We start from the raw sequence: 23,705 nt of genomic DNA, 5'->3' as shown, positions 1-23,705 counted from the left end.
GGACTCACGACGACGTTTCCCGCGGGCCGGTCGTGACGGCGCCCGGTTCGCCGAGTGCCGCCAGTTCCGGTGCGAGCAGCGTCAGGGCGCGCGCCAGATGGCGCGCCACCATGCCGCGCGAGATGCCCAATCTTACCGCGACTTCCTGCTGCGGCAGGTCATGCAGCCGATGAAGGATGAACACTTCCTGACAGCGGGGCGGCAAGGCCGCGATGCTTCGTTCGAGCCGGTCGACCGTCTGCCGGTGCGCGATGGCATCGGCCACGTCGGGGCTGGCGTCGATGTCGCCCATGTCCGCGTGCCATGCGTCGGTGTGGGTCTGCCGCGTCGACTCCGCGCGATGGCGGTCGATCGCGCGATGGGTGGATACATGGCGCAGAAAGGCGAGAGGCTTCGTGACCTGACCGGCTGGCGGACGCTCGAGCAACTGCACGCAGACGTCCTGCAGCACGTCCCGCGCCAGGTGCGGATCGCCGAAACGGCGACGGATGTGGTCGACGAGTTCATCGTAGTGGCGGAGCAATGCAGCGAACAGCGGAGGGTGGGCGGGGTCGCGCAGCACGGCCAGAGCAACATCAGGGAACGATCGACGGCGCTAAGTATAAATGATAGTAATTCGCATTCACAAACGAAATCGCCCGGCTGTTGTTTTCGACCCGTCTTTGGAGGCGATTCAGCTACGGCGCGCGTACCGGATTGCCAGATTGACCTGTGTCACCAGTTGATCGAGTCGAAACGGTTTCCGCAAATGGAGGACGCTCGTGTCCGTGTCCGGCACCTCCGCATAACCGGTGGCGAGAATGATCGACAAGCCGGGACGCAGCAGCCGCGCGGCGCTGGCCAGTTCGGTGCCCGTCATCTGGGGCATCGAGTAGTCCGTCAGCAGGACGTCGAAGTCCATATCGCTTGCCAGCAGTTCGAGCGCGGCGTCGCCGGAGTCGGCGGAGACGACTTCGTGGCCGGCGTCCTCCAGCAGCAGGGCGGTGCTTGTCGCCACGAGCGAATCGTCGTCGACGACCAGAATTCTGCCAATGGCATCGGCCTGCGCGACCGGTGCGACAGTTGCGTGCGCCGGGGCAACCGGCCGCGCGGTGTTTTCCCACGCCCGGATGGCCTCCTTCGCCAGCGCCGGAAGCCACAGCGTCGCCCGGGTGCCGCGGCCGGGCTCGCTCTCCAGCCGGAGCGCACCCTTCAGTTGCCGGGCGAGACCGCGAATCATGGACAGCCCGAGCCCGGTCCCCTTGCCGATTTCCTTCGTCGTGAAGAAGGGCTCGCCGGCCTTGGCCAGCGTTGCCGCGTCCATGCCGACGCCTTGATCGCTCACCGTGACGCGGACATACTCGCCGGCCGGCAATTCGGGATCGCCTGCCGTTTCTCGCGTGTCGACCGCGATGGTGATGCGGCCACCGCGCGGCATCGCGTCGCGCGAATTCACCACGAGGTTCAGCAGCGCGAGTTCGATCTGGTTTGCATCCACGAGCGCCGGCGGGGCGCTGTCGGGCGCGTCGATGCGCAGATCGAAGGCGGGGCCGATGGACCGCGTGATCAGCTCTTCCATGCCGCGGACGAGTCGGGCCAGGCTCGTCGGGGCCACGTTGAGGTCCTGTTGCCTGGCGGCGGCCAGCAGGCGCTGCGTCAGCGCGGCACCGCGTCGCGCGCCTTGCTGCGCGCCGTCGATCAGCCGGATGAGCTTGAGGTTGGACGCTGCCTCCTTGCGCGCCAGTTCGAGATTTCCGAGGATGGCCGCGAGGAGATTGTTGAAATCGTGCGCAATGCCGCCGGAGAGCTGGCCGATCAGTTCCAGCTTCTGCACATGACGCAGCTTGTCTTCCGTCTGCTCGCGGCGCCGGATTTCTTCGAGCATGCCGCGATGGGAGGCTTCCAGTTCCGCGGTACGCTCCCGCACCTTTTTTTCGAGCGATTCGTTGGCGCGTCGCAGCTGCTCCTCCGCCGCGACGCGGTCCGTGACATCGAGGCACACGCCGACGAAATGTCCCGTGCCGCTCGCTCCGCCGCGCAGGTACCGCGCGCGCGCGTCAACGGTGCGCACACTGCCATCGGGCCAGATCAGGCGGTGTTCGAGCGCGTAGTCGGCGCCGGTCTCAATGCTGCGCGCGAGCGCCGCCATGATGTGCTGGCGGTCGTCCGGATGGGTGGTGGCCAATGCGTCGGCGTAGGTGAAGTCCTCATCCTCCGCGCGCCCGAAAATCGCCTTGCACGTTGCGGAGGCGGTGAGGATCTCCGTTGGCACATCGAGTTCCCACGAGCCAAGATGCCCGGCGGTCAGCGCGGTGCGGAGGCGCTCCTCGCCTTCATGCAGGGCTTCCAGGCTCTTGCGGGCCTGGAACTGCCGTTGCCGCGCGCGCACGGCCGCGCCAATCACGCTGACGAAGGTGGTAGGGTGGAACGGGCGTTCGACGAACGTGACGTTGCCCAGGCTCTCGGTCATGCGCGCAACTTCGTCAGACCGATCGCCGCCGTCCGCCACGCGCCGGGTGAGCACGATGAAGGGCAGGTCGGACCATGGCGGCTGTGAGGCGACCCATGCCGACAGGGGGCGCAGATCCCCGCGCAGTTCTTCCTCGGTCACGACGACGCAGCACACCGCATCGTCGAGAGCGCTTGCCACCGATTGCAGGTCCGCGCAAATTCGCGCCGGAGTTTGTGCCCTCGCCAGCAGCGCCGCGGCAACGGCCGCATCGCGGCCGGCAGGTGCCAGGATCAGGGCGGGACAATCATTCATCGCCGGAAAGGTCACCGTTCAGCAGCGGTCCGGCGTTGCCCGCGAATGTGGGCACGCCCCGCAGCACGCCCTGAAAATCTTCCAGCGGCTCGCCGACCATGAGCCCCGTGCTGCCCAGCCGATATTCGCGGATCGATTCCTCATGGGCGCCGGTCCGCTTCTTGATGACCGACACCGCGCGGCGTACGCGGCCGAACGCTTCGAAATAGCGGAGCAGGATCACGGTATCGGCCAGGTACGTGACGTCGACGGGCGCCTTCATGTCGCCGACGAGGCCGTGCTGCGCTACCGTCAGGAACGTGTTCGCTCCCTGCCGGTTCAGATACTGGAGCAGTTCGTGGATATGCAGCGTCAATGCGTTTTCTTCCGGCATTGCCGCCTGATAGCCGTTGATGCTGTCGATGACGACCGTCTTCGCCTGCAGCTCGTCCACGCTCGTCCTGACGCGATGCGCGAACTCTCCGGGCGACAGTTCCGCGGCGTCGACCTGCTCGACATGCAGGCTGCCAGAAGCCCGCATGGCTTCGAGGTCGATGCCCATGGCGCGGACGCGACCGAAGAGCAGGCCCAGTTCTTCGTCGAACACGAATAGCGCCGCCTTCTCGCCGCGCGCGATCGCGGCGGTGATGAACTGGAGCGCGTACAGGCTCTTGCCGGTGCCCGACGGCCCGAGAATCAGCACGCTGGATCCTTGCTCGACGCCGCCGCCAAGCAGCTTGTCGAGCCCGGGCACGCCGCTCGTGCGCTGCTTGCGGCTGAACTCGGTGCGGTGCTCCAGCGCGACCAGGCGCGGGTATACCGTCACGCCCCCGGTGCGGATCGTGAAATCGTGGTAGCCGCCGCGGAACGACTGGCCGCGATACTTCGCGATCTTCAGCCGGCGACGCTCCGCGCCGTAGTTGGGCGACAGTTCTTCCAGCTTCACCACGCCATGCGCCACGCTATGCACCGTCTTGTCCTCGACCTCCGCGGTGCGGTCATCGAGCATCAGCACGGTGGCATTGTGTCGGGCGAAGTAATGCTTGAAGGCCAGGATCTGACGCCGGTACCGCAGCGAACTCTGGGCAAGCAGGCGAATCTCCGAAAGACTGTCGATCACGACCCGCTTAGGCTGGACCCGCGCGAATTCGCCGAGGATAGCGGTGGTCGTCTCACCGAGCTCCAGATCCGAAGAGTAGAGCAGGCTCTGCTGCTGATCGGCCTCCAGCAGCGCTTCGGGTGGCGTTACCTCGAAAATCGAGATCAGGTCGTGCATCTCCCACCCATGGGAGGCCATCCCGTCCCGCAACTCCTCTGCTGTTTCGGAGAGCGTGATATACAGCCCCCGCTCACCGTTCTCGGCCCCAGCCATCAGGAAGCTGATGGCAATCGTCGTCTTGCCGGTGCCAGGGGTACCCTCCAGCAGAAAAAGATTTCCCTCCTTGAACCCGCCGTTGAGGATATCGTCAAGCCCGGTAACGCCTGTGCTCGCGAAGGACGGTGTCCGTGGTGCCTCGCCCATATGTGTTCCTCCATTCCCGAGCACTAAGCGTAACACCGTCAGGTGCTACGGTCATGTGGTGGCTGCTGCGCCCGTACCCGCGGACATCGCGTGTTGGTAGACTCGCCACTCCCGCCTTGTCGATCGAGAAGCATTGGATGCCAGCCCAACCGTCGTCATACGCCGCAGTGACCCGCAGCGCCTCACAAGCGTTCTGGCGCGATTCCGCGCTGCCTTTTGTCGAGAGTCGGCGGGCGTGCCATAGCCGGGCTTGCTATAAGCCGCATCACCATCCGACGTATTCCATCGCGGCCGTCGATGCTGGGAGGAGTGTGTTCATCGGCACGGCAGATGGCCCGGTAGCGTTGGCGCCCGGCACGCTCGTGTTCGTGCCCGCCATGCGTGTGCACGCCTGCAATCCCGCGCCCGACACCGAATGGAGTTACCAGATGCTGCATCTGGATGCCGCGTGGCTGCAGGCTGTCCGAGGCGAATACGCGGACGCGGGGTCGATGGATGCGGAGCCGATTCACGTGGTGACGGATCCAACCCTCTATGCGCGTTTCTGCGCGCTCAATGCATTGCTGTTTTCCGGAACGGACCCGTACGACAGGGAAGCCATCGACAAAGAAGCGAACGAAAAGGCAGGGGCGTTGATCGAGTTCGTAGGCGACTGCGACACGCGTCACGGTTTGCGCATCGAAGCGCCTGACGTTCCGTCGGACCTCGCCCGGCAGATTCAGCCGGCAGTGGATTGCCTGGTCGCGTCGCCCGGTGCCAGCGTCTTGCTCGACGAACTGGCGCATCTCACGCGCATGAGCCGCTATCAGGTCATTCGTGCGTTCCGTGCCGTCACGGGCATGACGCCGCATGCGTGGCACCTGAATCAGCGGATCAACATCGCGCGCGAGCGGATCCGGGAGGGTGATCGCATCGCGGAGCTGGCGCTACATCTTGGCTTTGCCGATCAGGCGCATTTTCAGCGCGTGTTCAAGGCGCATGCGGGCGTCACGCCGGGACGCTTCCGCGCGTCATAGCGGGCACGCGCGTCTGCAATTTCCTTCAATACAGTCGGGGCCGCGGTCGGCACACTGCGCAAAACATCGCATGTGTGAATCCAATGCAGCAGTTCCTGATGATCGCCGCGGCGCATTTCCTGGCGTTGCTGTCTCCCGGCCCCGATTTCTTCCTCATCGCCAGAACCTCCCTGTCCGCCGGCCCGCGTATCGCGAGCGGTGCCTGCCTGGGCATCGCCCTGGCCAACGGTGTGTTCATCGTGGCCGCGTTCGCGGGGACGACGGCGCTGCGGCCCGACACGACGCCGTTCGTTATCCTGCAGCTGGCCGGCTGCGCGTACCTGCTGTATATCGGCGCGCTGTTCATCCGCCATGCCGGCAGTCAGGACCTCAACGCGGGGGCCGTGTCAGCGTCCCGCGGCGGGAGCGCGCACGCCACGGCGCCACCCGTCGCGTGGCGCCGCGCGGCCGCCATGGGCTTTCTGTCCGGCATTCTCAACCCGAAGAACGCGCTGTTCTACGCCAGCCTCGCGGCGATGCTGACGGGCCCGCATTCCAGCGCGGGATGGAAGACGCTCTATGGCACGTGGATGTTCGGCGCCGTACTGCTCTGGGACCTGGCGATCGCCGCCACGATCGGGCACAAGACCGTGCTGCACCGTTTCGCGCGTGCGCTGCCCTGGGTGGAACGCTTGTCGGGCCTCGCACTGATCCTGCTCGCGGCAGGCGTGATCGTCATGCTGGCGCTGTAAGTTCAATCGCCGTCGGGGCGTCGGCCAGGGGCATGGCGGCCGAATGGTCCCGCGCATAACGCCCCGGCGGCACGCCGACGTGGCGCGTGAAGGCCACGCCAAACGCGGAAACGGAGCCATAGCCCACACGCGCCGCGATCTCCGCGATGGCCAAGGCGCGCTCGCGCAGTAGTTGACTGGCAATGGCCATGCGCCAGGTCAGCAGGTATTCCATCGGCGCCACGCCGATGGCATCGCTGAACCGGTTGAAGAACGACGAGCGAGACATCGATGCTTCCCGCGCGAGTTGCGCAACGGTCCATGAGTCGGCAGGGCGCTCATGCATGCCGCGCAGCGCCCGCGCCAACTGCGGGTCGGCCAGCCCGCGCACGAGACCGGGCGACGCGGCCATGCTCGCCGTCGACCGCAGCGCTTCGATCAGCAGCACTTCCAGCAGACGCTCGAGGACGATGTCGCGTGCCGGGCGGTCCGCGCGGGCTTCGTCGCTGACGAGCTGGACCAGCGTCGACAACCGGCGCTCCCCGCGGACGTGCACCCACTGGGGCAACAACGAAACCAGCAAGGCCGAGTCGGCCGAGCCGAACACGCAATTGCCGACCAGCATGCGTGCGTCCACGGCGCCATCCGGATCGCCGACTCGCGCGCCACCGGGCATCGGCGTAATGACCGTCGTGACGGCTTCATCGGCGGTCGGCGGCTGCCGATCGAGGCTCGACGTGGCGAAATTGCGCGCGGTGGGAATGAGCACGAAATCGCCTTCCCGCAGCGTCAGCATATGGCTCGACGTCGGGCCATCGATCGCCAGATGGCAGCCGCCCTCGAGCACGACAAAGTAGAACGGTCGTCCCGTCTCGGTGCGCCGCACCGCCCACGGCGCGCTCGCGACGACGAGCTTCGAGAACGGCGTACTCGGCCGCAGTAACGCGACGATCTCCGCAAGCGGGTCCGCCATGGTGGACGATCTCTACAAAAGAAAGGACTCCCGAGTATAGCCAGTCCAGCGCGGGGATTCTATCTTTGGCGACACGTTCCCTCACATGCAAAGCAAAGGAGTTCACACCATGTCGTCGCAGACCGTCCTGATCACCGGTTGTTCATCGGGCTTCGGCCTCGAGACCGCCCAGTACTTCGTGAACCAGGGCTGGCATGTCATTGCGACCATGCGTACGCCCAGGCCCGATCTGCTGCCACGTTCCGAGCGCCGCCGCGTGCTGCCGCTCGACGTCACCGACCCCGCGAGCATTCAACGATGCCTCGACGAAGCTGGCCCGATCGATGCCCTCGTCAACAATGCGGGCGTCGGCCTGCTGGCCCCGGTGGAGGGCATCGCACCGGACAATCTCCGCACGCTGTTCGATACCAATACGCTGGGCACCATCGCCATGACGCAGGCCTTCCTGCCGCAATTCCGTGAACGGCGGGCAGGGGTCATCGTCAACGTGACCTCGTCCGTCACGCTGCGGCCGTTACCGTTGCTCGCGGTCTACACCGCAAGCAAGGCCGCGGTCAACGCCTTCACCGAGTGCCTCGCGCTGGAGCTTGCCCCGTTCGATGTCCGCGCGCGCATCGTCCTGCCGGGACGGTCGCCGGAAACCCGTTTCGGCGACAACGCGCGCGTGCTCATGGGCGACACGGTGCCCGAGCCCTATGTGGCATTCCGCGACCAGGTCTTCGCGGCGGTGCGCGATACGACCACGCCCGTCACGCATGCATCGGACGTCGCCGAAGCCGTATGGCGAGCAGTGACCGATCCGGGGGCGCCGATGCGGATCCCGGCCGGGGCCGACGCGGTGGCGATTGCCGGGGGCTGAAGCAGGCGCGCCACCCACCTTCGCACGCCGAGGCATCATGCGAGCGAGCCGACCGCCCGGAACTGCGCGCAAAGCCGGAACACGTCCTCGGACAAGGCCATCTGCTTTGCCCTGGCATAGCGCGTGGCAAGCTTCATGAGTTCCTTGATGTCGCGGCCGCTCGCCTTCGGATAAGCCGCCGTCAAGGCGTCGAGGAGCCGGTCGTCAAGCTCGGCGCCGCACTGTTCGGCCTGCAGGCGCCACAACCGCGCCGCATCTTCCCTGCGCGGCGTCTCGTAATGGATGGTGGCAATGCAGCGCGACAGGATGGCGTCATCGACGTCGCCGGTACGGTTCGTGGTCATGAACAGCAGACCGCTGAAATACTCGAGCGTGCGAAGGAACTCGGCGACGATCGCGTTGTGCTCCAGGTCGTTGCCGCGCCGGCGAATGTAGACGTCGGCCTCGTCGAGCAGCAGCACCGCGTTCCATCGCATGGCCCGCCGCAGTATCTCCATCAGGTTTGCGCCCACGGACGCGGCGGTCGTGCCCAGCTGCCCCGAATGCACACGATACAGAGGTTTGCCGACGACCTCCGCATACACCTCGGCGGTCAGCGTCTTGCCGAGCCCCGGCGCCCCCTGGCAGAGGATCGTCGTCCCGCCCGATTTGCCAGCCACGAAATCCTGCACGAGCACATCCATGTGCGACGTCAGAATGTCGATGAGATCGCGATGCTGATCCGGCAGCACGAGCTTCTCCCGGAGCTCCGGTCGATATCGGTATTCGGTCAGGTGCTGCACGTGTACCCAGATGTTCCGATGCCATTCGAGGTGGAACAGATGCACGTAGCCATGCAGCGGCATCTTCTCGAACGCGGTGGGAACGCCGGCCCTGCGCCAGAACTCGGCATCGCATGTCACTTCGAAACGGCGCTCGAGCCGCTCTTCGTCGTTGATGCAGCGGGCGGCCACCCCGTCGCCGAGACGCGCGAGCGCGACGGCGCCTTTCGCTTCGACGGTAAACGCGGAGCCGGTGGCGATGTACTGCGCGCCGAAGCCGCGTTGATACCGAACGAAGAGTTTCGCGTGCCGTTCGTACTCCTGCCTGAATTCCGCGCATTCCTTGAAGAAGCCGAACTCCGCGAGCAGCTGCGGGATGGTTTTGTCGACGATCTCGTCACGCGTGACGACGATCGACGTCGTCATGCCCGACCGGCGGCGCGTGGGATCGGTCAGCGACGAATTGGCTGACAGCATGGTGTTCGCCAGCAGATCGATGGCCACGTAGGGCATGCCCTGTTCGGGCTCGACGTGGCGGATGCGCTGGACCAGCCATGGCAGAAGGACGCCATCGCGGCTGCGCTGATAAAGCCAGCCGTCGATGACGTCGCGCGACAGATAGGCTACCAATCCGGCCACGAGCAGTTCCAGTCCGGGAATGGTCCGTGCCTGCGGGGCGTTGTAGATATTGTCGAGCGCGAGCATCTGGAACAGCAGCTCCCGTTCGTTTTGCGCCTTGCTCAGCGCGTACAGAGAATTGAGCGATTGCGCGTCGAACAGGCGCGCCGACACGGACATGCTGCCATGACAGATGCCATGTTCCTTGAGTTGCCGGGCCAGCGGCGACTCGGCATCGACCATGGCGAGCAGCGGGTGGATCAGGGACTGCGGGATCTCGAAATTCATGGGTTGCACTCCGTTGGCGGCAAGTCCGAGGGCCCACACGAGGGCGCGCTATGCGAGGAAAAAGCGGATGGCTTCGGTGACGATCGGCGGCTGGATCGCATGCCTGCCGTTGAACTCGACATACTCGACATCGTACCCGGCGGCCCGCAGCTTGGTGGCATTGGCGCGGCCGCTCGTCTGCACGGGCAACTGCTCGTCCACGAGCCCATGCGCGATGAAAACTTTCGGCGTGCCTTCCTGCATGAAGACGGACATGAACCCGCCCGAGAACGCGATGACGTGGCTGGCGATATCGCCGTTGGTGATCCCGATCGACAGCGCGTAGCTCGCGCCATCGGAAAAGCCCGCGAACGCGAGCCGATCGGGCCGTATCCGGTAACGCGCGGAGACGGCCGCCAGCGCCTGCTGCAAGCGCTGGAGGTCGGGGCCGTTGCCCCCGATGACGATGTCCCAGGTCGGAAACGTCGAATGCGGCGCGAGCACGAGAACGCCGTGCGCGTCGGCATGCGGCTCGATGAAGGGCAGTACCTTCTCCGGGAATCCCCCCGCGCCGTGGAACATGACCAGCAAGGGGACCGCTCCTTCCGCCAGCCCGTCGGGCACATAGAGGACAGCGTCGCGTTCATCGGCGATGCCAAGCCGGTGGCGACCCGGCGGGAGGCGGGGCAGCGACGGTTCGACAGGGGAGTAGGTCATCCGGCCAAGCAGAGAGGGATCAAGCATGGGGGAAACGATGCCTCGGCGACGTGGTGATATGTAATATATCACCAATATTGTGCAACGGGGGCGACGCGGGGACCGCGCGAAGGGCGCGAATTAGCTGACTCAAGGGTTAACAAGTGGTGCCGATACAAAAAAGCAGAGCAATCGGCTCTTCAACCTGACTCTTGCGCATGCAAACCCAGACTCGTATTACCGTATCACTCAGGTTACGGCCGCATCGTTGTTGCTGATCGGCCTGACAATCGGCGGCTGCGGCGGCGACAACAACGGCGGCCAGTCCGCTAGCGCGCCCGCGGCCAATACACCCACCGACACACCGGTTACGGTGCCTTCCGTGCCGGCAGCCAAGACCTACACGATCGGGCACGGTCACCGGCCTCGGGTCCAGCCAGTCCGTCGTGCTGCAGAACAACGGCGTCGACGCGCTGTCCATCGGCGTCAGCGGCAGCTTTACCTTCGCCACGGCGGTCGAGGGCGCGTACGCGGTCACCGTTTCGACGCAGCCGACGGGGCAGACCTGTACCGTGACGCATGGCTCGGGTACGGCAACGGCCAACGTGACCGATGTCGCGGTGTCGTGCGTGAACAATCCCGCGCCCGAAGCGCAGGTCACCGCCTTTGCCGGTTCGGCAACGGGCGGCTTTACCGACGGCCCGATCGCGACCGCGACGTTCCTGTCGCCGCAGGGCATCGTGTTCGACGCGAGCGGCAACATGTACGTTACCGACACGGGGAACAGCGCGATCCGCAGGATCACGCCCGGCGGCCTCGTGAGCACCGTGGCGGGCACCAATACGGTGGGCTTCGTGAATGGTCCGGCGGCATCGGCACGCTTCCGTTATCCGAGCGAGACGCTCTTCAATGCGAGCGGCGACATGTACATCCTCGACCAGGGCAACAACGCCATTCGCCTGTTCGACGGCACCACGGTGTCGACCCTGGCCGGATCGGCAGCCGGCACCGCGGGCTATACGGAGGGCACAGGTGCCGCCGCCAGGTTCAGTAGTCCCGTGAGCGCCGCAATGGATGCGGGCGGCAACCTGTATGTGACCGATTTCAGCAACCACGTCATTCGCCGCGTCACGCCGGCGGGCGTGGTCACGACGCTGGCCGGCAGCGGGGCGACGGGCTCGGTGGACGGTACAGGCACCGCAGCGACCTTTATTTCGCCGATCGCCATCAAGATGGACTCGCATGGGGACTTCTTCGTCGTGGACATTTCCGCCAACAAGATCCGCAAGGTCACGGCGGCGGGCGTCGTCACGACGTTCGCGGGCTCCGGTGTGGCGGCGGTCGTCGACGGCACAGGCACGGCGGCGCAGTTCAATGGCCCGAACGGTCTCGCCATCGACGCGGACGACAACCTCTACGTGGCGGACCGCAACGGCAACACCATCCGCAAGATCACGCCGGCCGGCGTCGTCACGACCATCGCCGGTTCGGGCACGGCGGGGTCCGCGAATGGCAACGGTTCGACGGCGCAGTTCGACGCGCCGCTGTCGGTCTCGATCGACAGCGCGCGTAACCTCTACGTGACCGAGCTGAACCGCAACACCATCCGCAAGATCACGCTGCCTTGATGCGGTAGGGGAAGGGGGAGGTATCGACGGGGCGCGATGCCGCCGCGGAGGTCCAACAGAGACGGTCCGATAGAGACGGTCCGATAGAGACCTCTTGCGGGTGAGCCACGAGGCACTGTATATTTATACAGTAGTCGCGGCGCCCCGCGCATCGCGTCAATCCTCCCTCCCGCAAGCTCGAAAGGCAATCATGTTCGTGGACCGCATCGAAATCATCAACGCCGCCAAGGCCCTGCGCGCCAGCCAGGAAGAATCGAAGTACAACAAGCTCGTCGCCCTCGCGAACAAGCAGCTCAAGGCGATGCAGGCGGCCATCCAGAAGGGCAAGGAGGAATTCGAGACCACGCTGGTCCTCGATATCAACGAAGAGCATCCACAGGCCGCGCTGGGACCCCGCGTGCAACGACTGGCGGACGACCTTCGGTCGCAGGGCTATACCGCGACGGTCAGCACGTTTGCCGACGTCAGCGCCGATCGCAAGAACTGGACGCCGAATATCACCGTGACGATCGGTCTGGGGGATCTGGTGGCGGATGCATCGCCATCGCCATCGCCGGCGTCGGGCGAAGCGAGCCGGCCCCCCGAAACCGCGCAACAAGACCGCGAAGCGCTGCGCTCCGCGGCCTGATGGGTCGATGGCTACGAAGGAAGCGGGCCGGGACCGTTTATTAATGCGCCCACATGCGCCACCGTACTCGAGGCGAGCGCTTCGAGGCTATAGCCCCCTTCCAGAATCGACACGATGCGGCCCTCGCACGTCCGGTCGGCAATCCGCATCAATTCCCGCGTGATCCAGTCGAAATCGCTGTCCTCGAGGTTCATGCCCGCGAGGGGATCGAGGCGGTGGGCGTCGAATCCGGCGGAGACGATGATGAGCTGCGGCGCGAAGGCCTCCACCGCGGGCAGCATCAGCGTGGAAATGGCGGCGCGGAACTGCGCGGAGTCGCACCCACGCGGCAGTGGCACGTTGACGATGTTGTGGTCTACGCCCGTCTCCGAACGCGCGCCCGTACCGGGATAGAAGGGCGACTGGTGGCTGGAGGCATAGAACAACTCGGGGCGGTTGTAGAACGCGTCCTGCGTGCCGTTGCCGTGGTGCACATCGAAGTCCACGACCGCGACGCGTTCTAGCTTGTGGACCGCGTTGGCGTACGCCGCGGCGATTGCCGCCTGGTTGAAGATGCAGAATCCCATGGCCTTGGCAGGTTCCGCATGATGGCCGCATGGGCGCGTCGCGCAGAACACGTTGCGCGCCTGCCCCGAGACGACCGCATCGACGCCCGCGCAGGCCGCTCCGACGCAGCGCATGACCGCTTCCCACGAACCCGGCGACATGATCGTATCGCCGGCGTCCAGCGGCACGTAACCCCGGCTGGGCGCATGCTCGGCAATGTCGTCGATGTAGTCCGCCTCGTGAATCAGCTGCACCTGCTCGACGGTCCCCATCGGGGCATCGCGCCACTCCAGGTCAGCGAACGCGGGCGTGCGCAGCGCATCGACAACTGCCTTGAGGCGCTCGGGCGACTCCGGATGATGCGGGCCGGGCCGGTGCTCGAGACAAGCGGCGTGGGTATAAACGATCGTCGTGGTCATGGCTGGCGGGCTCACGGTCCGGGGATGCGACCAAGATATGTGATATATCTGGAATTGTCCACCGTTCCCAGTGGTGACGGCTGTAGGACATGGGCCGATGGCGCCCGCCTGCCGCGTGCGTCCACACTGAGACATCGAATCTCGGGAGACGCGGCATGTCACAGCGCTCAACCTCACTGTCAGGCATGACGATCGCGGCCACAGCGGCCCTCACCGTCGTGGCCTCTATGGTGCCGAACCTGGTTCCCACGGCCATGGCCCAGACTCCCGGCAACCGCGCCGACCACGGCTCGCGCGACAGCCGCATCGTCGGACCCATGGCACCGGGCAGCGCACCCGCCGCCAAGGGCGCGAACAACCCCGGCGGCCTGGGCAAAGGACCCGCGGACATGCCGGAAGAACCGAGGAGCGGTGCCGGCCTGCCGGGCGCCGCGGGCGCCAACAAGCCTCCCTCCGAATCCGCCGGCAAGGGCCCGACCTCGGGTCTGAGCGGCAGCCCCCGCAAGGGCACGGGCGGCGCGTCCATCGATCAGGTGACGCCGCCCGACACCAAGGCGCGTTGATCGTCGCGGCCGTTGAAGCGGTAAAGCACGGCAGGGTTTGTGACGAGGATGGCGTCCCGCACCGGCGGCGGGAACCAGCGCGCGAGCAGGTCCGCGAGCGCCGCGTCGTCGGGCTTGACCGACTCCGTCGCGTGGGGCCAGTCCGTGCCCCACACGAGCCGTGAGGAAAATCTGTCGGCGAGGCTGGTCACGAAGTCATCGAGCTGTTGCAGCGCGGGGCCTCGCAGGTCGCCGCTGCCGTGCGGCACCGCCATATATGCGCCGGACAATTTCAGCCAGCCGTGGCCGCTGTCCAGCAGCTTGTTGACCGCTCGCGTCATCAGTGGCGCGAGGGCGGGCTCCGTGCACGCGCGGGCGAAATGATCGACAACGATATCGACGCCCAGTCCGACCAGCTGATCGACCGCCTGCAAGAAGTCAACCGGCAGCATATGGACCTCCAGATGCCAGCCAAGGTGGCGGAGCCGGGCGGCAAGCGGTTTCGCCATCGCGATATCGGTCGCGCCCCGTTGCACGAGGTTAAGGCGGGCACCCACCACGCCCGCCGCCGCAAGCTGGTCCAGTTCCTCATCGGCGGTTTCCGGCGTTATCACGGCGACGCCGCGCGCCGATGCACCGAAATGCTTCAATGCGGCCAGCAGCGCCCGATGGTCGCCGCCATACGACGAGGGCTGCACGATCACGTTGCGGCGCAGGCCGAGGCGCGCGCGAAGCTGGTCATACTGCGCGGGCGTCGCGGCACCATGCGTCAGCACCGCGTTGCGCGCGAAGGGCAGTGCCGGATCGAATATATGCATGTGGCAGTCACATGCGTCGCTGGGCAGGGGGAACGCCGGCGCGTCCGTGCCCGAGGAGTGAGGAACGCGGTCCGTCATGGCGCGACGCCTCCTGAGTCGTTGGGTGTTCAGCGTTTGGCCGCCACCGAGCGGTTCCAGAACCGATAGGTGCGTTCGAGTTCCGACTTCGCCTCGGGCATCGATGAGGACTCCACCAGGTCCAGCGACATATCGCTGACCTGCCGGCGAACATCCGCATCGGCAAGCGTCTTCCGGAGCGCCGCGTTGAACTTGTCCGCGATCGCCGGTGGCAGATTTTTTGGCGCGAAGAAGGCGTTGAAGCTATTGAGGTTCAGGTCCGGCACGCCGCTCTCCGCGAAGGTCGGCACATCAGGCAACAGGGGCGAGCGCCTGTCGCCCGTCACCGCGAGCAGGCGCACCTTCTTCGCGCGCGACATGGTCACGGCTTCCGGAGAACCGGTAACCCCGGAGGCGAGCTGGCCTCCGATGAGTTGCGGCATCATTAGCGCGGAACCGTTAAAGGGAATGGCTTCGATCGCGACGCCCGCCTTCTTACCCACGCTGCTGCCGATCAGGTCGGGCATTCCGCCCATCAGCGGGACACCGTAGTTGCGTTTGCCCGGGTCGGTTCTGGCAATCTCCATAAACTGTTGCAGGGTCGTGGCAGGGCTTGTGACAGGCACGGACAGCACCCACTGGAAGCGGGCCACGGTGCCAACGGGCGTGAAGTCGCGCAAGGCGTCATACCCCGCCGTTGGGGTGATCAACGGCACGATCACGACGGAATGATCGAGGGCGAGCAGGTATACCGAGCCGTCGGCCGGTGCGTTCTTCACGTAGGCGGTACCGATCTGGCCACTGGCGCCGGGGCGGTTTTCCACGACCACGGTGTGGCCCAGTTCCTTGGCCAGGCCGGGGGCGAGCAGGCGAGCCAGCGCGTCCGTGGCGCCTCCCGCCGCGAACGGTACGACGATGCGGACGGGGCCGTTGTACTCCGCGGCATGCGCGGCGGTCGATACGGTAGTGCTCAGGGCGAGCGCTACCAGCATGCGCGTGAGAATGTGCATGAATGTCTCCGGGTTTGGGAAAGGCGCTTCTGTGAGCGCTCCAGACATCAACGAGACGCGCGCCCTTTGGGGCGCAGCGACATCAACGCAGGCCGAAGCGCTCCAGCGTTTCGCCAAGCTTGAGCAGTTCCACCATCGTCTTGCCTTCCTTGAGCGCCATGCGCATCGCTTCTTCTTTCTCCTCGCGTTCGATGCTCTTGTCGATCACGCTCTCGACCTCGCTGGGGGATACCACGACCAGACCGTCACGGTCGCCGACGACGATGTCGCCCGCGTGAATCTGCACGCCGCCGAACTGCAACGGTACATTGACCTTGCCGGGCTGATTCTTGCCGGTGCCCTTGATGGACAGGCCGCGGCAAAACACCGGGAAACCCATCTCGATGATGGCATTCCCATCGCGCACCGAGCCGTTCACGACGAGTCCCGCCAGGCCGAGTTCCAGCGCGGCGAGCGTCAGGATGTCACCCCACGGGCCCGCTTCGAGGAAGCCCTTCGCATCGACGACGAGTACATCGCCGGGCTTCGTCTTGGTCAACGCGTAGTGGATCATCAGGTTATCGCCGGGACGGATATCCACGGTGACCGCTGGACCCGCCATGCGGAGCGTGGGGTCCAGAGGCTTGAGCCCCGCGTCGAGCGCGCCTTTCTGCCCCTGGGCTTCATGGATGGTGGCGGTGCCCAAGGCTTTGAGGCGTTCGAGGTGCTGTGCGGACATGTGGTCTCCGTGTTGAGTGATTGCCGTGCGGCCGATGAGCGAATAGTACAAAATAAAAACAATAGTGCTCAAGGGTAATGTGCGCGGATGCGGGTAAACGTCAATCTTCGACCGATGCATGGTCCAGAGTCGTACATTAAAAATACACACGACAGCTCTGCCTCAGCGGCTCCCCGCATTTGGTAGCATTGCGGCGGGAACCGCCCCATGCGGCCCGGTTGGGGAAGCGACCCCGCAACGCGCGTCAGGAAAACCAGAAAAGCGATGAAAAAGGGCAGCGAACAGACCTACGAAGTGCTGAAGAAGCGAATCGTGGCAGGGCACTACACGGCGGGCACCCAGCTCAAGGAGGAGCACATCGCCGAGGACATCGGCGTGAGCCGCACGCCCGTGCGCGCTGCCCTCAAGCGTTTGATCGACGATGGCCTCGCGGTGCAGGAGAGCGGACGCGGTGTGTTCGTCGCCGGTTTCACGCGCTGGGACATCGAAGACATGTTCCGTCTGCGCATTCGCCTGGAGCCGTTTGCCGCCCGGCTTGCGGCGGAGCGGGCCGACGCGGCCGTCATTGCGCGGCTCAAGCAATGCAATCAGGAAATGGCTGGCGCCATCGAAGGCGCGCGCGATTCGGAGAGCGGCATCGAGGCCGTGCAGGCCGCCAACAGCCGCTTTCATCGTCTGTTGCTGGATGCCGCGGGATCCCAACGCCTGAAGACGATCCTCGAGACCATGATCGACATGCCGATCATCACGCGTTCGTTCTTCCTTTACGAGTACGCCGATCTGCTGCGTAGCCTCCAACACCACCGCGACATCGCCATGGCGGTCGAACTGCATGACGGCGATCTTGCCGAGCAGCTCATGTCCGTCCATCTGCTGGTGTCCAATCAACGGTTTATGAGCCGGCGGCTGGACAACTTCGACACGCCTTCTAGCGTACAAAAATAGAACAAATCTCCGCGTCACCCACCGGCTGGCGCGGGAGACATTGGGTAAATCCCCCACGTTTACCCTGCAACTCTCGCTTTTTCGTTGTTCCGACTGTATTTATTTTGTACTCTTTGGCTTCATTAGCAAGGAGGCAGTCTTGAACATCGCAATCATCGGCCTGGGCGAAGTGGGCCGCTGCTACGTCAGCGCGCTCGCCACCATTCCGGGCACCACCTTTCAGTTCTGCGACACGCATTTGTCGCAGGCTGGCCGTGACCTCGCCGCGCAGTTCGACCTCACCGTTCACGATCGAATCGGACCCTGGCTCGCCGATGCAGACTGGGTGCTGTCCTGCGTATTCGGCGCCGTGGCGCTCGACGTGGCTGGGCAGTGCTTCGACCAGATGAAACTCGGCGCGCGCTATGCCGACCTGACGACAGCGAGCCCAGCCGACAAGCGTGTGGCGGGCGTGCGCGCGAAGGCGAGGGGCATCGGTTACGCGGACGTCGCCGTCATGGGGGCGATTTCGCTGGCGCGGGCGAAGACACCGCTTCTGTGCGCGGGCGATGGCGCTGACGATTTCGCGGCGCTGATCGCGCGTGCCGGCGGCAATGCGCGCGTGGTCGAAGGCGGTACCGCGGGCGATGCCATCTCGCTCAAGGTGCTGCGCAGCGTGTTCACCAAGGGCATGGAGGCGCTCGCGGTAGAACTGCTCATGGCGGCGGAGAAGCAGGGCGTGCGCGCGAAGCTGTATGGCGTCTTGAAGGACATCGACGACAGTCCGCTCGAGGACTTCATCAACATGCTCGTGCGCACCCACACGATCCACGCGCGACGCCGGACGCACGAGGTGGCGGAAGCCCAGAAGGAACTGCGCGGGGCGGGACTGACATCGCTCGTGCTGCCCGGTGTGGAAGCCCGCTTCGCCAGGACATCGGCGGCGATCGAAGCCAGTCCGGTCGGAGAGAACCCCTCGCTCGAGGACGCGCTGCAGTGGTTGCTCAGGCAGACGTCATAACGACACAAGACACACGCAAGCGACACGCGTGAGACGAGTGACACGAGCGAAACAAGGCTTACCTAGACAAAAAAATTCCGGAGACAGGACATGCGTACCCTCTATCTCGCTGCGGCAGCAGCGATCTTTGCCACGACGTTCGCGGTGCCGCCGGTGTCCGCCGCGGACAAGTACCCCAGCAAGCCCGTGCGCATGCTGGTGGGCTTTCCGCCCGGCGGTTCCGCGGACATCAACGCGCGGATCGTCGCGCAGGGACTGGCATCGCAGCTGTCCACATCGATCGTGCCGGACAACAAGCCCGGCGCCGGCGGCAACATCGCAGCCACCGAGGCCAAGCGCGCGGCGCCGGATGGCTACACCATTTTCTATAGCACGTCGGCCATCGTGCTGGCGCCGTCGCTGTACCAGAACGTCCAGTTCGATGCGTTCACGGATTTCGTGCCGATCAGCCTGACCGCCAACATTCCGCTGGTCCTGGTCACGACGCCGAACCTGCCCGTGAACAATGTCAGGGAACTGGTTGCTCACGCGAAGGCCAACCCCGGCAAGCTCAACTACGCTTCGTCGGGCTCCGGCGCGCTGCTGCACCTGGGCGGGGCGCTGTTCGCCAAGGAAATGGGCATTCAGGTCACGCACGTCGCCTACAAGGGCAGCGCCCCCGCCATCACGGACCTGATCGCCGGCGCCACCCAGTTCATGTTCCTGCCGCTCAACGAGGCGACGCCGCATATCAAGGCCGGCAAGCTGAAAGCACTTGCGCTCACGGGCAACAAGCGCACATCGATCCTTCCGGACGTTCCCACGATCAAGGAAGCAACCGGTCTGGACTCGCTCGTCATGGGCGCATGGCAGGGCATCCTGGTCCCGAAGGGCACCCCCGACGCGATCGTCGCGCAACTACGCGACGCCACGGCCCAGGCATTGCAAGACAAGGCGGTCCGCGCGAAGCTGCAGGACCAGGGCTCCGAAATCCTCGGCGGAACCCCGCAGCAATACACCGAATACATGAAAAGCGAGTCTACCCGCTGGGCCCGCGTCATTCGGGAGTCCGGGGCGAAGATCGAGTGAGTGCTACGTTTCCCGCCGCACCTCAGCCCTCCGCCGCCATCCGCAACAGCGCCCGCGTTGCCGCCGAATGGTCGTAGGTGCGGGTGGCGATGACAACTTCGCTGTAGGCGTTGGCCATCTCGAGCGGCTTGAATACCGCGCCTGCGACGGCATAGCGGGACAGGGTGCGCGGGACCACGCCGATACCGAGGCCCGCGGCGGCGAAGCTTGTGACGCCGACGGAGTCGGATGTGCGGATCGTGCGGGTCGGCTCGAAGCCGGCCTCGAGACATAACTCCTGGATGCGATGACCGAGGCCGACGCCGGGTGGGTCATCGACCACGATAAAGACGTCGTCGCCGATATCGCGCAAGGTCATGTGCTTTTTTTTAGCGCTGCGATGATCGCTCGCCAGCACGACGTCCAGTTGGGTTCGGGAGAATGGCGTCAAGCGTATCGCGCTGTCGAGCGGACCGGGAGGCGACCGGAGGAACGCCACGTCGATGCGTTCATCGGCGAGCGCGTGCATCTGGTCCTGGACAGGAATGCCGCGTAATTCCAGCTCGACGTCGGGGCGTGCCTGCGCGAACCGTCTCAGCAGGGCAGGCAGTTCGGGCTCGAGCGCCACGGAGCTGGCGTACGCGATGCTCAGCTTGCCGAGTTCGCCCCGGCTGGCCCGCCGGCCCGCGAGGACGGCGGTCTCGGCGTGCGCGAGGGCCTGGCGCGCATGCGTCAGGAACACCGCGCCGGCATCCGTCAGTTCGATACCGCGGCGCACGCGCTTGAACACCTTGAATTCGAGCCGCGCCTCCAGCGCCTTGATCTGCTGCGTGACGGCGGGCTGCGCGATGCCGAGTATCTCGGCCGTACGGCCGAAATGCAATTGCTCGGCCGCGATGACGAAGGTGCGGAAGTAACGCAGTTCCATGGCGGTTCCAATGAATCAATAAGTTTATCTTATCAAAATCGCGGTGGTTGATTGATTGATTGCATCGTTGCGCGGGCGTCCAATAGAGGCTTCCCTGACCCGAGGCAAGCCATGCAACGAAGCGAACGAAGCGACAACCATCACAACAACCACAGCGACAGCGACAGCGATGTGCGTCCCGCGCGTGCAGCCGACATCCCCGTGAACGATCTCCGCTCCGCGCTCGCCCGCCTTGCCACAGTGCCCGGACAACTGCTCGAAACGGATCGCGAGGTGGACCCCCATGCGGAACTCGCTGGCGTGTACAAGCGGATCGGCGCGGGCGGCACGGTGCAACGTCCTACCCGGCTGGGCCCGGCGATGATCTTCAATACGATCAAGGGCTACCCGGAGAGCCGCGTGCTAGTGGGGCTGATGGCGAGCCGCGAACGTGTGGCGCGGCTGCTCGATACCACGCCGACGGCGCTCACGCAGCGTATGGGCGACGCCGTGCGACACGCCATTGCCCCCGTGACCGTCGAGCGCGATCGCGCGCCTTGCCAGGAAGTCGTTTATCGCGCCACCGATGCGGATTTCGACCTGCGCAAGCTGATCCCCGCGCCGACGAATACCGAAAGCGATGCCGGCCCGTTCCTCTGTCTTGGCCTGGTGCTCGGCAGCGACACGGAGACCGGCCACGCGGACGTCACGATCCACCGGCTGTGCGTACAGGGCCGCGATGAGCTCTCGATCTTCTTTGCGCCGGGCCGCCATATCGACGCCTTCCGCCAGAAGGCCGAGGCGCGCGGGGAGGCCCTTCCTGTCTCGATCAACATGGGACTCGATCCCGCCATCCATATCGGCGCCTGCTTCGAAGCCCCGACCACACCGCTTGGTTTCGACGAGCTGTCGATTGCCGGCGGTCTGCGGGGAAAACCCGTCGAACTCGTCGACTGCGTGAGCATCGGCCAGAAGTCCATCGCGCGGGCCGAGATCGTGATCGAGGGGGAGATCCTGCCGAACGTACGCGTCGTCGAAGACCAGAACACGGGGACCGGCCACGCCATGCCGGAATTCCCCGGCTACAACGGTCCCGCCAATCCATCGTTGCCCGTCATCAAGGTGAAAGCGGTGACGATGCGCCGCGGCGCCATCATGCAGACGCTCGTCGGCCCCGGCGAGGAGCACACGAGCCTGGCCGGTATTCCGACCGAAGCCAGCATTTATAACGCGGTGGAAGCCGCGATGCCGGGATTTCTCAGGCAGGTGTACGCGCATACGGCGGGTGGCGGCAAGCTGCTCGCGGTGCTTCAGGTCAACAAGCGGTCCGCCTACGACGACGGCCGCGCGCGCCAGGCCGCGATCATCGCGCTGGGCGTGTATTCGGAGCTGAAGCACATTATCCTGGTCGACACCGATGTCGACCCCTTCGACACCGACGACGTCATGTGGGCCATGACCACGCGCTATCAGGGCGACACGTCGACGATGTTCCTCCCGAAGATCAACGGTCACGTGCTGGACCCTTCGCAGACGCCCGCCTTCAACCCGGCGCTGCCCGCCCGCGGTGTCACCTGCAAGACCGTCTTCGATTGCACGGCGCCTTTCCACATGCGCGAAGAGTTCGAACGCGCCCAGTTCAAGGAAGTCGATCCGCGCCCGTTCGCCCCGCACTTGTTCCCGGAGGAGGACGATCATGTCTAAGCGCGCACGTCATGGGCGTCGTCGCCTGATCGTCGGTGTCACCGGGGCGACGGGGTTCATCTACGCGGAACGCGCGCTGCGTTTGCTGCGGGAGATGGAGGTCGAGACCCATTTGGTGATGTCGCGCGCCGCGGAACTGACGCGGGAATACGAGTCGTCCCTGTCGCGCGACGCGGTGCATGCGCTCGCGGACCATGTGTATCCGATCGCCGACGTCGGCGCTTCGATTGCATCGGGGTCGTTTCGGACGCTCGGCATGCTCGTGGCGCCTTGCTCGATGCGCACGGTCGGCGAGATCGCATCGGGTGTCACCAGCACGCTCCTGACGCGCGCGGCAGATGTCGTTCTCAAGGAGCGCCTCCCGCTCGTGCTCATGGTGCGAGAGACGCCGCTGAACCTCATCCATCTGCGCAACCTGACGACGCTGACGGAGGCCGGCGCCACGGTGTTTCCGCCGGTCCCCGCGTTCTACGCGAAGCCGGCAAGCCTCGAAGAGATGGTCGACCACTCGGTAAGCCGCGCGCTGGACCAGTTCGGGCTCGATACGGGCCGGATAGAAGGGTGGCGCGAAGGGTGAAGCGAAAAAGCCAGCGCCTTCACCCGTCTACTGGACGCGGATATTGGCCGCCACGGAAGCTCTCAGCGCGCGTTCGACGGCCTGACGGAAAACCGTGGCCGGCCGGGGCAGACGGCGGGATGGGTTGCTGACGATCCCGATCGATCTCGACAGCGCGAAATCGGACAGCCTGACCGTAGCGATGGTCGAGGAACTGCGCGCGACCGCAAGGCTGGGGAGCAGCGCGAGGCCGAGTCCAGCGTCCACCATCGCCAGCAGCGACGAGATGTGCGCCGCCTCGTGCGCATGCGTCAGCTGGATGCCCCGGTCCGCCAACGCCCGGTTCAACAGCAGACGATTACCGCTGGTCCGGCTGAGCGCCAGCCATGTTTCCTCGACGAGCGACGCCAGCTTGACACGTCGTCGCGCGGCAAGCCGATGAGACTTCGGGGCGACCAGCACGAACGGGTCCTCGACGACAGGATCGAACACGAGACCCTGCGCCGGCTCGGCGAGAAACGCAATCCCGAAGTCGGCTTCCCCATCCCGTACCTTGGCAACCGTCACCGCGGCCGATTCGTCGAGGACATGAATCCTGACGTTGGGCAATTCCGGCGCGATGGCCTTCATGGCGGCCGGGACGATGCCCAGAGCGACCGACGGTATGCATGACACGGTAACGCGACCGGCGAATCGCGCGTTGAGGCGCGCGACATCGAACGCCGCCGCATCGAGATCGTCGAGCGCGGCCTGCGCGCGCTCGCGGAAGGATGCGCCAATGCTGGTCAGGCGCACGGTGCGCGACGTGCGTTCGAGCAGGCGGGCGCCAAGCCGCTCCTCCAGCAGTTCGACCCTTCGACTCAGCGCGGGCGCGGAGAGAAACAACGCTTCCGCCGCGCGACGAAAGCTCGCCTTGTCGGCGACCGCCAGAAAAGCCCGCAGCTGATCCAGATCGAGACCATTCTGTTTCATGAAACGATCCTTCCGAACATTGCAATTGTCAAACCATGTGGGTCGGGCGAGTATAGGGCGTTTT

General features: G+C 65.4%; 23 protein-coding genes. 11 read left to right on the top strand and 12 right to left on the bottom strand.

Annotated features, from left to right (window positions below; all coding sequences use genetic code 11):
* Positions 1-4: 4 nt before the first annotated feature.
* The 3 genes from KHP16_RS14385 to KHP16_RS14375 form a co-directional block, all read right to left on the bottom strand.
* Entirely contained in the window at positions 5-562 is a 558-nt protein-coding gene (locus tag KHP16_RS14385) for an RNA polymerase sigma factor (RefSeq protein ID WP_211960495.1), read from the bottom strand.
* Between the two features lie 111 nt (positions 563-673).
* A complete protein-coding gene (locus KHP16_RS14380; RefSeq protein WP_211960494.1) occupies positions 674-2,743 on the bottom strand; it encodes a hybrid sensor histidine kinase/response regulator in 2,070 nt (689 codons plus the stop codon).
* On the bottom strand, positions 2,736-4,244 hold the full coding sequence (locus KHP16_RS14375; protein ID WP_211960493.1) for an ATPase domain-containing protein: 1,509 nt from the start codon (positions 4,242-4,244) through the stop codon (positions 2,736-2,738). The genes KHP16_RS14380 and KHP16_RS14375 overlap by 8 nt, the downstream gene beginning before the upstream one ends.
* Positions 4,245-4,381: 137 nt before the next feature.
* Between KHP16_RS14375 and KHP16_RS14370 the strand changes: the two genes are divergently transcribed.
* Together KHP16_RS14370 and KHP16_RS14365 are read left to right on the top strand one after the other, a co-directional pair.
* Positions 4,382-5,260 (top strand): AraC family transcriptional regulator, encoded by an 879-nt coding sequence (locus KHP16_RS14370; protein WP_211960492.1) that lies wholly within the window; start codon positions 4,382-4,384, stop codon positions 5,258-5,260.
* 83 nt (positions 5,261-5,343) lie between these two features.
* The gene (locus KHP16_RS14365) at positions 5,344-5,991 is read left to right on the top strand and encodes a LysE family translocator (protein ID WP_211960491.1); all 648 of its coding nucleotides are present in this window, start codon (positions 5,344-5,346) and stop codon (positions 5,989-5,991) included.
* On the opposite strand, the gene KHP16_RS14360 is transcribed toward KHP16_RS14365, so the two are convergent.
* A complete protein-coding gene (locus KHP16_RS14360) occupies positions 5,975-6,943 on the bottom strand; it encodes an AraC family transcriptional regulator (RefSeq protein ID WP_211960490.1) in 969 nt (322 codons plus the stop codon). The two genes, KHP16_RS14365 and KHP16_RS14360, sit on opposite strands and share 17 nt — an antisense overlap.
* A 109-nt stretch (positions 6,944-7,052) precedes the next feature.
* Between KHP16_RS14360 and KHP16_RS14355 the strand changes: the two genes are divergently transcribed.
* Positions 7,053-7,802 carry an SDR family oxidoreductase gene (locus tag KHP16_RS14355; protein WP_211960489.1) on the top strand — a complete coding sequence of 250 codons (750 nt, stop codon included), beginning with the start codon at positions 7,053-7,055 and terminating at the stop codon, positions 7,800-7,802.
* 35 nt (positions 7,803-7,837) lie between these two features.
* Here the strand turns inward: KHP16_RS14355 and KHP16_RS14350 are convergent, their stop codons facing one another.
* A complete protein-coding gene (locus KHP16_RS14350; RefSeq protein ID WP_211960488.1) occupies positions 7,838-9,469 on the bottom strand; it encodes an AAA family ATPase in 1,632 nt (543 codons plus the stop codon).
* Positions 9,470-9,517: 48 nt separating this feature from the next.
* On the bottom strand, positions 9,518-10,192 hold the full coding sequence (locus KHP16_RS14345; protein ID WP_115954746.1) for an alpha/beta hydrolase: 675 nt from the start codon (positions 10,190-10,192) through the stop codon (positions 9,518-9,520).
* A gap of 398 nt (positions 10,193-10,590) precedes the next feature.
* Here KHP16_RS14345 and KHP16_RS14340 point away from each other — a divergent pair, with 398 nt between their 5' ends.
* Both KHP16_RS14340 and KHP16_RS14335 read left to right on the top strand, forming a co-directional pair.
* A complete protein-coding gene (locus KHP16_RS14340; RefSeq protein WP_211960487.1) occupies positions 10,591-11,772 on the top strand; it encodes an NHL repeat-containing protein in 1,182 nt (393 codons plus the stop codon).
* A gap of 190 nt (positions 11,773-11,962) precedes the next feature.
* Positions 11,963-12,400 carry a hypothetical protein gene (locus tag KHP16_RS14335; RefSeq protein WP_244835804.1) on the top strand — a complete coding sequence of 146 codons (438 nt, stop codon included), beginning with the start codon at positions 11,963-11,965 and terminating at the stop codon, positions 12,398-12,400.
* Positions 12,401-12,411: 11 nt separating this feature from the next.
* On the opposite strand, the gene KHP16_RS14330 is transcribed toward KHP16_RS14335, so the two are convergent.
* Positions 12,412-13,365: a histone deacetylase family protein gene (locus KHP16_RS14330; protein WP_211960486.1), complete on the bottom strand. Its 954-nt coding sequence runs from the start codon at positions 13,363-13,365 to the stop codon at positions 12,412-12,414.
* A gap of 155 nt (positions 13,366-13,520) precedes the next feature.
* On the opposite strand from KHP16_RS14330, the gene KHP16_RS14325 reads away from it, so the two are divergent.
* Complete coding sequence (locus KHP16_RS14325) at positions 13,521-13,928, top strand: hypothetical protein (RefSeq protein ID WP_211960485.1); 408 nt, start codon at positions 13,521-13,523, stop codon at positions 13,926-13,928.
* On the opposite strand, the gene KHP16_RS14320 is transcribed toward KHP16_RS14325, so the two are convergent.
* From KHP16_RS14320 to KHP16_RS14310, 3 genes are all read right to left on the bottom strand, one after another.
* Positions 13,895-14,725, bottom strand: coding sequence for an amidohydrolase family protein (locus KHP16_RS14320; protein ID WP_179594349.1), 831 nt, complete (start codon positions 14,723-14,725; stop codon positions 13,895-13,897). The genes KHP16_RS14325 and KHP16_RS14320 overlap by 34 nt on opposite strands.
* Positions 14,726-14,832: 107 nt before the next feature.
* A complete protein-coding gene (locus KHP16_RS14315; RefSeq protein ID WP_244835803.1) occupies positions 14,833-15,792 on the bottom strand; it encodes a Bug family tripartite tricarboxylate transporter substrate binding protein in 960 nt (319 codons plus the stop codon).
* A gap of 82 nt (positions 15,793-15,874) precedes the next feature.
* On the bottom strand, positions 15,875-16,630 hold the full coding sequence (locus KHP16_RS14310) for a 4-carboxy-4-hydroxy-2-oxoadipate aldolase/oxaloacetate decarboxylase (RefSeq protein WP_211960484.1): 756 nt from the start codon (positions 16,628-16,630) through the stop codon (positions 15,875-15,877).
* Between the two features lie 144 nt (positions 16,631-16,774).
* Between KHP16_RS14310 and KHP16_RS14305 the strand changes: the two genes are divergently transcribed.
* From KHP16_RS14305 to KHP16_RS14295, 3 genes are all read left to right on the top strand, one after another.
* On the top strand, positions 16,775-17,455 hold the full coding sequence (locus tag KHP16_RS14305) for a GntR family transcriptional regulator (protein WP_109584239.1): 681 nt from the start codon (positions 16,775-16,777) through the stop codon (positions 17,453-17,455).
* A 139-nt stretch (positions 17,456-17,594) separates the two neighbouring features.
* A complete protein-coding gene (locus tag KHP16_RS14300; RefSeq protein WP_211960483.1) occupies positions 17,595-18,455 on the top strand; it encodes a DUF1932 domain-containing protein in 861 nt (286 codons plus the stop codon).
* A 90-nt stretch (positions 18,456-18,545) separates the two neighbouring features.
* Positions 18,546-19,523 carry a Bug family tripartite tricarboxylate transporter substrate binding protein gene (locus tag KHP16_RS14295; RefSeq protein WP_211960482.1) on the top strand — a complete coding sequence of 326 codons (978 nt, stop codon included), beginning with the start codon at positions 18,546-18,548 and terminating at the stop codon, positions 19,521-19,523.
* Between the two features lie 22 nt (positions 19,524-19,545).
* On the opposite strand, the gene KHP16_RS14290 is transcribed toward KHP16_RS14295, so the two are convergent.
* A complete protein-coding gene (locus tag KHP16_RS14290; RefSeq protein WP_211960481.1) occupies positions 19,546-20,430 on the bottom strand; it encodes a LysR family transcriptional regulator in 885 nt (294 codons plus the stop codon).
* 111 nt (positions 20,431-20,541) lie between these two features.
* Here KHP16_RS14290 and KHP16_RS14285 point away from each other — a divergent pair, with 111 nt between their 5' ends.
* A complete protein-coding gene (locus KHP16_RS14285; RefSeq protein WP_109584243.1) occupies positions 20,542-22,113 on the top strand; it encodes a UbiD family decarboxylase in 1,572 nt (523 codons plus the stop codon).
* The gene (locus tag KHP16_RS14280; RefSeq protein WP_115954729.1) at positions 22,106-22,690 is read left to right on the top strand and encodes a UbiX family flavin prenyltransferase; all 585 of its coding nucleotides are present in this window, start codon (positions 22,106-22,108) and stop codon (positions 22,688-22,690) included. The genes KHP16_RS14285 and KHP16_RS14280 overlap by 8 nt, the downstream gene beginning before the upstream one ends.
* A gap of 27 nt (positions 22,691-22,717) precedes the next feature.
* Here KHP16_RS14280 and KHP16_RS14275 read toward each other — a convergent pair whose 3' ends face one another.
* Positions 22,718-23,641: a LysR family transcriptional regulator gene (locus tag KHP16_RS14275; RefSeq protein WP_179594353.1), complete on the bottom strand. Its 924-nt coding sequence runs from the start codon at positions 23,639-23,641 to the stop codon at positions 22,718-22,720.
* Positions 23,642-23,705 lie beyond the last annotated feature (64 nt).

Origin of the sequence: Cupriavidus plantarum (assembly GCF_905397285.1) — a bacterium.
GTDB classification, from domain to species: domain Bacteria; phylum Pseudomonadota; class Gammaproteobacteria; order Burkholderiales; family Burkholderiaceae; genus Cupriavidus; species Cupriavidus plantarum.
This window is presented reverse-complemented; position numbering and strand designations above follow the sequence as displayed.